Below are 10560 nucleotides of genomic sequence, written 5' to 3'. Positions count from 1 at the left end.
GCTCGTTCCCGCCGATTACGAAGCGGCTCGCAGCTCCATCAAGCTCGCCGCTCACACCGATGGTCCCGTGTACGTTCGCATGGGCCGCGCTGCCGTTCCCGCCGTATACGCTCCTGGCGTCGAGCTGGAAGTGGGTCGTGCCTACGTGCTGCGCGAAGGCACCGATGTCACCATCATCGCCAATGGCGTCGAAATCAGGGAAGCCCTGCTCGCGGCCGACGAATTGGCCGAGCGTGGCATTTCCGCCGAGGTCATCGACGCATTCTGCGTGAAGCCGCTCGACGAGGAGACCATCCTCGCATCGGCTCGCAAGACGGGTCGCGTCGTGGTTGCCGAAGAGCATTCCATGTACGGTGGCCTCTGCTCGGCCGTTGCCGAAACGCTCGCCTTGAACCATCCCACGCCGTGCGCGTTCGTGGCAATGCGCGACCGATTCGGCAAATCGGGGTCGTTCGAAGAGCTCATGTCGTACTTTGGGCTCGATTCCAAGGCCATTGTTGAAGCTGTGGAGAGCGTGGTGGCAAAATAGCACCATGCTAGAATGGCATTGTGTCTCAGTACATCACTATTCGAACGGAGCATTCTGTGACAAACGCTAACAACCAAGGGGTTACTGCGCCTGGTGCGTATCCCGCGGGTGCGCGTGCGGGTCATGCCAAGCAGATGACGGCTCAGCTGTCCTCCACTCTGCCTGATCTCGACCTCGACAGCATGCAGCAGCCTTCGGGCACTCCCGTCGTCACGTTCGACCATGTGACGAAAATCTATCCCGCTCAGCCTAGCAAGCCCGCTCTGTACGACGTCTCGCTGCAGGTGTACGCAGGCGAATTCGTCTTCCTGGTCGGCCATTCCGGCTCCGGCAAGACCACGCTCACGCGTATGATCATCCGCGAGATCAAGCCCACCGAGGGCCATATCTACATTGCAGACGAAGACCTCTCCACGATGCGCAACTGGCGCGTTCCGTACCTGCGCCGCAACATCGGCACGGTATTCCAGGACTTCAAGCTGCTTCCGAATAAGACGGTTTTCGAGAACGTGGCATTCGCGCTCGAGGTAATCGGCAAGTCGCGCCACGTCATCCGCACCCAGGTTCCCGAGGTGCTTCGCCTCGTCGGCCTGCAGGACAAGCTCGACAAGCGCCCCGACCAGCTCTCCGGTGGCGAGCAGCAGCGCGTTTCCATTGCCCGCGCAATCGTGAATCGCCCGCCGCTTCTCATCTGCGACGAGCCCACGGGTAATCTCGACCCGCAAACCTCGCGCGGCATCATGGACCTTCTGGAGCGCATTAACCGTACCGGCACTACCGTGCTGGTAGCCACGCACGACCGCGAAATGGTCGACAACATGCGTCGTCGCGTTATCGCGCTCGACAAGGGCCATCTCACGCGCGACCAGGACAGGGGGGTGTACGGTTTCGATGTCTAGTTTGGCGTATTTCTTCTCCGAGTCGCTCAAGGGGTTCGCTCGCAACCTTTCCACGGCGCTCGGTTCCATCGTCACGATTTTCCTTTCGCTGATGATCATTGGTATCTTCCTGATCGGCGGTTTCGTTGTCGACAACATCGTCAAGTCCGTCGAAAGCAAGGTATCCATCACGGCGTACATTGCCGACGATGCCTCTGAAAGCGATATCCAGTCGCTGCAGAGCCAGATCAAGAGCATGAACGGCGTTGCCACCGTGTCCTTCACCACGAAGGACCAGGCTCTCGAGAATTTCAAGAATTCCATGACGAGCAACCCGGAAATCGTCGACCAGCTCGATGGCGAGAATCCTCTTCCCGCATCCATCGACGTTGAGCTTTCCGAAGCCCAGCAGGTCGAAGACGTGGCAAACCAGATTCTGAACAACGACACGTTCAAGAAGATCTGCGACAACGCAAGCGATCCCAGCGATTCGCTCAAGTACGGCCAGAAGACGGTCGAGAAGCTGTTCACCGTTACCAACTACATCCGCTATGTGGGTGTTGCCCTGGTGGCGCTGCTCATCTTCATCGCATTCGTGTTCATCAACAACACGATTCGCCTCTCCATCCTGGCTCGTCGCAAGGAAATCGCCATCATGCGTCTTGTAGGCGCCTCGAACAACTTCATCCGCGGGCCCTTCCTGATGGAAGGCGCGCTGCACGCCATCATCGGCGCTGCTCTCGCGGTTGTCGTCCTCGAGCTCCTGCGCAACCTGGCCATGCCGCGCTTCCAGTCGGCACTGCCTTGGCTGCCTATCGACATCGCTGGTTCGTCTTTCTTCCTGATTTACGTTATCCTGTTGGTGAGTGGCCTGGTTATCGGCCTGCTCGGTTCGACGCTCGCTATGCGCCGTTACCTGAAGGTGTAAGCAAAGGAATCGTGGCTAGCGCTCATGGCGCGAAAGATTACACGTAACGCTAAGAAAAGCATTCGCAAGCGCGATGCACATCACATCAGGCTGATCAAAATGATGGTCAGCCTGTTGTTCGTGTGCCTGGCCTTCATTTTGGGCTTCGCGCTTCGCGGCAACGATATTGTCGTCGAGCGTCTTGGGCTCGACGATTCCTCGGCCGATAGCTCCCAGAACCCGGGCCTCACCGTTTCTGGCAACACGTACGATTCCCTTTCCGCCCGCGTGGCTGAAATCCAGGGCATCCCTTCCACCGAGAGCCTCGATTCCTACAGTCTCGACTCCGCCACAGAAAACGTGCTGAAGGCCCTTGCCGACTCCACCGACGATTCCTATCTGCGCTATTACGACGAAGCGCATTACGCCGCCTACCTGAAAGAGGTTTCTGCGACGTATGCGGGCGTTGGCATCCTGTTCGCCGAAAACAACGGCCAGGCGTATGCCGTCGACGTGTTCTCGGGCTCGGAAGCGGAGGCTTCGGGCGTCATGTCGGGCGATTACGTCGTCGCCATCGATGGCGACCGTGGAACCGATGGCTGGACGGCTGCCGAAGTCGTGAAGCAAGTCTCCCGCGATAAGGGCAGTTCCGTGGTGCTCACGTTCCGCAGGCCCGCGTCGCTCGATGCGGAAGGCGGTGACGAATTCACCGTCACGCTCATCTGCAGCGATTATTCCGAGCCAAACGTCACTACCGAGCTCGTTGATGGCGTTGGCTACATCAAGCTTGCGCAGATTACCCAGAACGCCGATGTGCTCGTGCAGAATGCCGTGAGCACGCTTTCCGCGGAAGGCGCCAAGAGCTTCGTGCTCGATTTGCGCGACAACCCCGGTGGCTACCTTACGCAGGCAGTCGACATCGCCTCGCTGTTCATTGGCAGTGGCACCATCGTGGGCATTCAGACGAAGGCGTCGGTTTCCACGCGCACGGCCACGGGTTCCGTTGTCACCACGCTTCCGCTCGTCGTTCTCGTGAATGGCAATACCGCATCCACCGCCGAGGTCATCGTTGGCGCGTTGCAGGATACCGATAGGGCTACCATCGTTGGCTCGCGCACGATGGGGAAGGGCTCCGTGCAGTCGGTCGTCGAGCTTTCCTTCGGCGGCGCCTTGCGCTACACCAGCGCGTATTACAGCACGCCCAAGGGCTACGCCATCGACAACAGCGGCATTTCCCCCGATGTCACCATTTCCGACAATCCCGACGAACAGGGCGATGAGCAGCTGAATCTCGCGCTTGAAACGGCGCGTTCGCTCATTACCATCTAGAATCGATGGCCCGTTCCCGTCACAACACGCGCCGTCGCCCCAAGAGCAATCCGCGCGGCGTTATTTCCATTCTCCCCGATGGCTTTGGGTTCGTTCAGACGTCTGAGGGCGAGTTCTTCGTGCCTGCATCGAAGATAGGCGGGGCATTTGATGGGGACGAGGTAGAGCTCGCGCCCATTCACATCAACCATGCGCGTCCCCAGGCGGGTAAGAGCCATAACCAGGTGGGGGAGCGGCCTTCCGCTCGCGTGGTTGCCGTTTTGCATCGCGCGCACGAAACGCTCGTGGGCCGTTATGAGGTTGCCGATCCGTTCGGCGTGGTGGTCCCCAGCGATTCGCGCATCCCCTACGACGTGTTCACGATGCGCTCCGACAATCCCGATATTCCCGATGGCTCCTTCGTGCGCGTGCGCATCAATTCGTTCCCCTCGCGGAAGAGCGCGGCAACGGGCGTGGTAGAGGAAGTGCTGGGGGCAAGCGAAGACTCCCCGGGCATGGACGTTGAGGCGGTCATTGGCCGCTACAAGCTCGAGACTTCATTTTCCGAAGGGGCCATCGAGCAGGCGAATGCTGCCCGTGTCGATGAAGCGCATGCGCTTGCCCATGGGTATCGCGACATTCGCGATCGATTCATCTTCACCGTCGACCCGGTGGATGCGCGCGACTTCGATGACGCGCTTTCCATCGAGCCCCAATCCGATGGCAGCTTCCTTCTGGGCGTTCACATTGCCGATGTGGCGCATTACGTTCCCTGGGATTCTTCGGTCGACCTTGATGCGCGCAGGCGTGCCACCAGCGTGTACGCCGTCGATCGCGTTGTTCCCATGGTGCCCGAGCATCTGTCGAACGACGTATGCTCGCTCGTTCCCGGTGCTACGCGCCGTGCCATGACGGTTGACATTCATCTGTCGCGGTCGTGGGAGGTCCTTGATGTCGAGGCCTACGAGTCGCTCATCGTTTCCTCGGCGCGTCTTTCGTATGAATGGGCACAGTGCTACATCGAGGCTGATACCGTCGAGGATGCGCGCTCGCGTACTCGCCTAGAGGACGAGCCCCATGCGGCCATGCCCCTACATGACAGCACGTGCAATCAGCTCTTTGCCGCGCTTGGGTACTTGAACGACATGGCCCATGCGCGCATGAGGCGCAGGGAATCGCGCGGGGGCATGGATTTCTCCTCGCGCGAGGCGAAGGTCGTGCTCGATGACGAGGGCATTCCCGTCGACGTTCGCATTCGCACGAAAACGGACGCGACGAGTTGCATCGAGGAAGCCATGATTCTCTGCAACGAGTGCGTGGCCGAACTGCTCGTTCAGGCGGAAGCCCCTTCGATTTTCCGCGTGCACGATGCTCCCTCCGCCGATTCGCTGGCCGACCTCGTTGTGGTCCTTCACGAGTTTGGCTACGAGAAAGACGTTCCCATCGAAAGCGTTGTGGCGGGGAATCGCCATGCCCTGCAGCGCATGCTCGAGCTTGCGAAGGGCCGCCCCGAAGAGGAGCTCGTTTCGTCGCTGGTGGTGCGCAGCATGAAGCGCGCCGAGTACAAGGCAAGCTGCGAGCCGCACTATGGGTTGGCAAGCGAAACGTATTGCCATTTCACGAGCCCGATTCGACGTTATCCCGACCTTGTGGTCCATCGTGCCCTGAAGGCATTGCTCCATGGCGGCGGCGTGCTCCCCGCGGCGCAGTCGCAGGCGCTTTCCTGGATTGCGGAGCATTCGTCCAAGATGGAGCGCATCGCCGATGCATGCGCACGCGAAACGCAGGAGATCAAGCTCGTCGAATACATGTCGCGCTACGTTGGGCAAACGCTTCCGGGAATCGTTTCCGGCGTTACGTCGTATGGCCTGTACGTTCGATTCGACAATACATGCGAGGGCTTTCTGCCCGTGCGCTTCCTGGGGTACGACTACTTCACGTTCGATGCGGCTCGGTATCGTCTGGTGGGGCAGGATACCAACCGAACCTATCGCTTGGGGCAGGTGCTTCGCGTGCTCGTGCATGATGCGCCGGCGCACGCTCGCAAGCTCGACCTGCGACTCGCGTAATCGCCATATCCCTTTTGTCGAAGCGGCCCGCGTGGCGTTTGGGCGTTCCCTCCATCGCGTATAATGATGTGCGAAATTCAAGAGGAATAGAGGTTTCATCGTGAATGACGAACAGTTCAATTATCTGAAATCGCTGGTAGAGACCCCGTCTGTTACCGGTACGGAATACAATGTCGCGCGTCTCGTGCGCGAGTACGTGGCCGATGTGGCCGATGAGGTCGAAACCGACGTCATGGGCTCCGTGCATGCGGTTTTGCATGCGGCCGCGAATCCCGAAGACCCCGAGGCAAAGGCGCCTTCGGTTCTCATCGCCGCCCACATGGACGAAATCGGCCTGATGGTGCACTACATTTCCGACGAGGGCTTCCTGTATGTCTCCGCCGTTGGCGGCGTGGATGCGGGTCTTCTTCCCGGCCTGCGCGTCGACGTCCATACCAAGGATGGCGACCTGCGCGGCGTGGTGGGTCGCATGCCCATTCACCTCATTCCCGCCGACGAACGCAAGACGGTTGCCTCGCTCGACAAGCTTTGCATCGACCTGGGCATGCCAGCCGCGGAAGTGAAGAAGCGCGTGCGCATTGGCGACACCATCACGTATGGCGTTGGCTGCGAGCATTTCGGCGAGGGCATGGCAGTGTCCCGCGCGTTTGACGATCAGGCGGGTGTCTTCATCGCCACCCGCGTCATGGAGGAACTTGCGAAAGCGGGGGATAGCAAGGCCGATTACATCTGCGCTGCCACCGTGCAGGAGGAAATCGGCTGCCGCGGCGGCCTTACCAGCGCGTTCAGCGTCCATCCCGATGTCGCGCTTGGTTTCGACGTTACCCATGCCACCGATTACCCTGGCATCGACAAGAACAAGTTCGGCGGCGTGAAGTGCGGCGGCGGCCCCGTTATCGCGCGTGGCCCCAACATCAACCCCGTCGTCTTCGAACGCCTGGTCATGGCTGCCGAAGAGGAGGGCATCGCCTATCAGCTCGAAGCCGAGCCGGGCGTAACGGGCACCGATGCGGGCCCCATGCAGGTACAGCAGGGCGGCATCGCCACGGGTCTCGTTTCCCTGCCGCTGCGTTACATGCATACGCCCAACGAGGTCATTTCGCTCGACGACGTCGAGGGCTGCATCAAGCTCCTCGTCCGCTTCATCCGCGACCTCGACTCCGATATCTCATTCGTTCCGGGAATGTAGCATGGCTAACCGCGAGGAAAAGCTCATTGCGAAGAATAGGCGCACTCTGCATGAGTACGAGGTTCTTCGCACGTACGAATGCGGCATCGTGCTCACGGGCACCGAGGTTTGCTCGCTGCGCGAGAACAATTGCCAGCTGAACGATTGCTTCGCGTTGGTGCGCAAGGGCGAGGTATGGCTCATGAACCTGCATATCGCGCCCTATAGCCACGGCAACATCAGCAATCCCGATCCCGACAGGAATCGCAAGCTCTTGCTGCATAAAACGGAAATACGCTCGCTTCTCGAGCAGACGCGCGAGCGCGGCATGGCGCTTGTACCCCTTAAGATGTATTTTTCCACCAGCAATCTCGTTAAGCTCGAGCTTGCCGTCTGCCGCGGCAAGAAACTGTACGATAAGCGCCAGGATATGCGTGCCCGCGATGCGAAGCGCGACGTCGAGCGCGCGTTGAAAGACCGCTCCCGTTATTAGGAGGCTCCATGGCCGAACCCGAAGACGTTCTGTTCGAAGACGATGACGACGCGGAAGTAGAAGCTGCGCTCGCCGAGATTTCCGAAGAGGAAGACGTCGAATACGAATACGTCTACGTCGATGAAGACGGGAACGAGATTCCCGTGGAAGACGAAGACGACCTCGAAGACGCCATCGTGGAAGACGACGGCGACGAGGATGTCGAGTACGTGTACGTCGACGAGGATGGCAACGAGATTCCCGCCGATCAGCTCGACGAGCTCGATGTCGACGTGGAAGACGACGAGCCGGAAGAGTACGTGTACGTCGATGAAGATGGCAACGAAGTCGTCATCAGCGAAGACGAGCTTGACGGCTATGAAATCGTTTCGGAGTCCGACGGCGATAATCCGCTCGCGTACGACAAGGTGCAGCGTGCCACCGACGATTTGAACTCCATCGCTCGCGAGGGCATCAAGATGGGGAAGGAGCTCAAGGAAACGGTCGACGATTTCAAGTCGCTCCTCGATTTCAAGAGCATGTTCAAATAGCTGGTTCTCGGTTCCGCGCTTGCACCCCGTGTGCGCGGAACCAGTTGTTTAGGCAACGAAAAAGCCCGCTCATACGAGCGGGCTTTCATGTTAGAACGTATGCCAAGAAGAGTTAGGCGCGTTCCACCTTGCCGGCCTTCAGGCACTTCGTGCAGATGTTGGCCTTGCGCACGTGACCCTTTGCGTCCTTGATGGTGACGCGCTGGATGTTCGGGCGGAACATGCGGTTCGTAACACGGTGCGAGTGGCTTATGTTACGACCAGCAACAGGTGCCTTGCCGCATACTTCACAGATCTTAGACATTCGTATCACTCCAGACGGTTATGTTCTATGCTTGCCAAACATATCCAGACAAGCGTGGATTACCAAAAGCTCCAGTACTATAACATGGATACACGAGAGCGCCAACACTTTTATGAGATGCTTGGGATGCTCATTCACTGTTTCTTCGTAAAGGGCGCCTATTTGGGGGCGTGGGGCGGCCTTTGCTTATGGAGAACTCGCCTTTACTTCCCGGGGCTTCTGGAGGCATTCTGCCTATGGGGTATACTGAAAAGCTGATTAATTGACTGAAGATGATTTTAATTGCGCGTATCGTGAAAGGATACTCAATGCCAGATATTATTTCCGGTGAGCTCCACGTCGCCAATGATGTATTGTCCGACCTGGTTGGCAATGCAGCAATGAATGTCTATGGCGTGGTTGGCATGGCTGCGCCCTCCGCATCCGATGGCATCGCCAAGATTCTCCCCGCATCGCGTCTGCGTCGCGGCGTCGTCGTGCAGACGAACGAAAACGGCGTTCACGTCGACCTCTACGTCATCATCGAGTATGGCACGAACATCAATGTAATTTCCCAGAATCTCGTCGAAGCGGTCGAGTTCGCGCTCACCAACTACGCCCAGGTGCCCATCACGGGCGTCGACGTTCACGTCCAGGGTGTAAAGGTGCGCAATAAATAGCGGGTTCACGCAGTCAGCGAATCCCAACAAGGAGTTTAGGCCGATATGTCTGAAACATATACGAGTAATGATATTTTGAACGCCATTGCGGTTGCCGCGCGTACGCTGGGCGAGCGCAAAGACGAGGTGAACCGCCTTAACGTGTTCCCCGTGCCCGATGGCGACACCGGCACGAACATGTCGCTTACCGTGAAGATGGTAGTCGACAACCTGGCCAAGCTGCCCATCGGCGCATCGAATGCCGATGTGCGCAAGGCCATCACCACCGGCGCTCTCATGGGCGCTCGCGGCAATTCCGGCGTTATCACCTCGCAGATCCTCCGTGGTCTGTGCGAAGGCGCCGCCGATGCCACGGAATTCTCCGTCGCTTCCATCGACAAGGCGTTCGACCAGGCCGTTACCACGGCATTCCAGGCCGTGCGCAAGCCCGTCGAAGGCACGATTCTCACGGTTCTGAAGGATACCGCCGCTGCTGCGCGCCGTGCCAACAAGAAGAAGATGGAGCTCGATGAGGCCCTGGCCTACATCGTCAGCGAGTCGTATGCCTCCGTGCAGCGCACGCCCGAGCTTCTTCCCGTGCTGGCCGAAAACAACGTCGTCGACGCCGGCGGCTATGGCCTGGCCATCCTGCTCGACAGCTTCGTTTCCGCCATCACGGGCCGCGAAGCTCCCCTGGGCGACGAGCTCGCGTTCTCGCGCGGTTCCGAACCCAAGGTCGAAATCGAGCAGATCAACGACTGGGAAGGCTCCCGCTTCAGGTACTGCAACGAGTTCCTGGTAGACTCCGAAACCCTCGACAAAGACGAGGCTCTCGACTTCCTTTCCACGATGGGCGACTGCGAGCTCTGCGTGGGCAGCATCCCCAAATTCAAGGTTCACGTGCACTCGAACACGCCCGACAAGGTTCTGGCGTACTTCCTCGAGCGCGGCCAGATTTCCGAGGTCTTCATCCACAACATGCAGCTCCAGGCTGCCGACCGCAATGCCAAGCTTGCCGAAGAGCAGCAGGAAGAGCATAAGGCGCTCGGCTTCGTGGCCGTTGCGGCGGGCGAGGGCAATGCCAAGATCCTCGAGAGCCTGGGCGTCGACCGCGTCGTTTCCGGCGGTCAGACCATGAACCCCTCCACGAAGGATCTTCTTGATGCGGTGAACAGCGTGAACGCCGACGCCGTTATCATCCTTCCGAACAACAGCAACATCATCATGGCTGCGCAGAGCTGTGCCAGCGTTTCGGAAATCCCCTGTGGCGTCGTTCCCACGAAGAGCGTGCCCCAGGCCTTCTCCGCGATGTTCGCCGCTAACCCCGATGCCTCCCTGGACGAGAACGTCGAATCCATGACCGACGTCATCGCCGAGGTGCGCACGGGCGAAGTCACGCAGGCCATCAAAGACGCCAAAGACGCGCATGGCAACCCCATCAACAATGGCGACACCATCGGCATCGCCGATGGTTCCATCGAGGCCGTGGGCGCGTCTTCCGAAGAAGTCACGCTGAAGCTTCTCGAAACGCTCGAAGCCGAAGATGCCGATACGCTCACCATCCTGGCGGGTTGCGATTATCCCGACGACGAATTCGAGGCGCTCGTTGCGCGCATCGAGGAAGCGTTCGAGGAACTCGAGGTCGACGCCCATCGCGGCGAGCAGCCTCTGTATCCCATCGTCTTCGGTCTTGAATAGCGAAACGCTATCATCTCGTAGGGCCCAGGCCTCATTCT

The 10560-nt window shown here is 59.2% G+C and carries 11 protein-coding genes; 10 read left to right on the top strand and 1 reads right to left on the bottom strand.

What is annotated here, in order from left to right; translation table 11 throughout:
* The 8 genes from AC04P6_RS03520 to AC04P6_RS03485 form a co-directional block, all read left to right on the top strand.
* The coding region (locus AC04P6_RS03520; protein WP_475565212.1) for a transketolase family protein at window positions 1–529 on the top strand (529 nt) is incomplete at its 5' end.
* Between the two features lie 56 nt (window positions 530–585).
* A complete protein-coding gene (gene ftsE / locus AC04P6_RS03515; protein ID WP_475565211.1) occupies window positions 586–1428 on the top strand; it encodes a cell division ATP-binding protein FtsE in 843 nt (280 codons plus the stop codon).
* Window positions 1421–2335 (top strand): permease-like cell division protein FtsX, encoded by a 915-nt coding sequence (gene ftsX / locus AC04P6_RS03510; protein WP_475565210.1) that lies wholly within the window; start codon window positions 1421–1423, stop codon window positions 2333–2335. Before ftsE ends, ftsX begins: the two co-directional genes overlap by 8 nt.
* A gap of 99 nt (window positions 2336–2434) precedes the next feature.
* A complete protein-coding gene (locus AC04P6_RS03505; RefSeq protein ID WP_475565209.1) occupies window positions 2435–3643 on the top strand; it encodes a S41 family peptidase in 1209 nt (402 codons plus the stop codon).
* Between the two features lie 5 nt (window positions 3644–3648).
* Entirely contained in the window at window positions 3649–5691 is a 2043-nt protein-coding gene (locus tag AC04P6_RS03500; protein WP_475565208.1) for a ribonuclease R family protein, read from the top strand.
* Between the two features lie 100 nt (window positions 5692–5791).
* Window positions 5792–6880, top strand: a complete 1089-nt coding sequence (locus tag AC04P6_RS03495) for a M20/M25/M40 family metallo-hydrolase (protein ID WP_475565207.1) — start codon at window positions 5792–5794, stop codon at window positions 6878–6880.
* A 1-nt stretch (window position 6881) separates the two neighbouring features.
* Window positions 6882–7352 carry an SsrA-binding protein SmpB gene (gene smpB / locus AC04P6_RS03490; RefSeq protein ID WP_475565206.1) on the top strand — a complete coding sequence of 157 codons (471 nt, stop codon included), beginning with the start codon at window positions 6882–6884 and terminating at the stop codon, window positions 7350–7352.
* Between the two features lie 8 nt (window positions 7353–7360).
* Window positions 7361–7882, top strand: a complete 522-nt coding sequence (locus AC04P6_RS03485; RefSeq protein ID WP_475565205.1) for a hypothetical protein — start codon at window positions 7361–7363, stop codon at window positions 7880–7882.
* A gap of 112 nt (window positions 7883–7994) precedes the next feature.
* Here AC04P6_RS03485 and rpmB read toward each other — a convergent pair whose 3' ends face one another.
* The gene (rpmB, locus tag AC04P6_RS03480; protein ID WP_475565204.1) at window positions 7995–8186 is read right to left on the bottom strand and encodes a 50S ribosomal protein L28; all 192 of its coding nucleotides are present in this window, start codon (window positions 8184–8186) and stop codon (window positions 7995–7997) included.
* Window positions 8187–8494: 308 nt separating this feature from the next.
* Here rpmB and AC04P6_RS03475 point away from each other — a divergent pair, with 308 nt between their 5' ends.
* A complete protein-coding gene (locus tag AC04P6_RS03475) occupies window positions 8495–8845 on the top strand; it encodes an Asp23/Gls24 family envelope stress response protein (RefSeq protein ID WP_475565203.1) in 351 nt (116 codons plus the stop codon).
* A 45-nt stretch (window positions 8846–8890) separates the two neighbouring features.
* On the top strand, window positions 8891–10522 hold the full coding sequence (locus AC04P6_RS03470; protein ID WP_475565202.1) for a DAK2 domain-containing protein: 1632 nt from the start codon (window positions 8891–8893) through the stop codon (window positions 10520–10522).
* Window positions 10523–10560 lie beyond the last annotated feature (38 nt).

Source organism: Denitrobacterium sp. (genome assembly GCF_056180635.1).
Note: the sequence above shows the minus strand (reverse complement) of the source record. Positions and strands in the feature narration are given on the sequence as shown.

Excerpts from the sequence above, each read along its gene's own strand:
- ftsX (WP_475565210.1), top strand. The coding sequence starts at position 1,421 with ATGTCTAGTTTGGCGTATTTCTTCTCCGAGTCGCTCAAGGGGTTCGCT.
- AC04P6_RS03505 (WP_475565209.1), top strand. The coding sequence starts at position 2,435 with ATGATGGTCAGCCTGTTGTTCGTGTGCCTGGCCTTCATTTTGGGCTTC.
- AC04P6_RS03500 (WP_475565208.1), top strand. The coding sequence starts at position 3,649 with ATGGCCCGTTCCCGTCACAACACGCGCCGTCGCCCCAAGAGCAATCCG.
- smpB (WP_475565206.1), top strand. The coding sequence starts at position 6,882 with ATGGCTAACCGCGAGGAAAAGCTCATTGCGAAGAATAGGCGCACTCTG.
- AC04P6_RS03485 (WP_475565205.1), top strand. The coding sequence starts at position 7,361 with ATGGCCGAACCCGAAGACGTTCTGTTCGAAGACGATGACGACGCGGAA.
- rpmB (WP_475565204.1), bottom strand. The coding sequence starts at position 8,186 with ATGTCTAAGATCTGTGAAGTATGCGGCAAGGCACCTGTTGCTGGTCGT.
- AC04P6_RS03475 (WP_475565203.1), top strand. The coding sequence starts at position 8,495 with ATGCCAGATATTATTTCCGGTGAGCTCCACGTCGCCAATGATGTATTG.
- AC04P6_RS03470 (WP_475565202.1), top strand. The coding sequence starts at position 8,891 with ATGTCTGAAACATATACGAGTAATGATATTTTGAACGCCATTGCGGTT.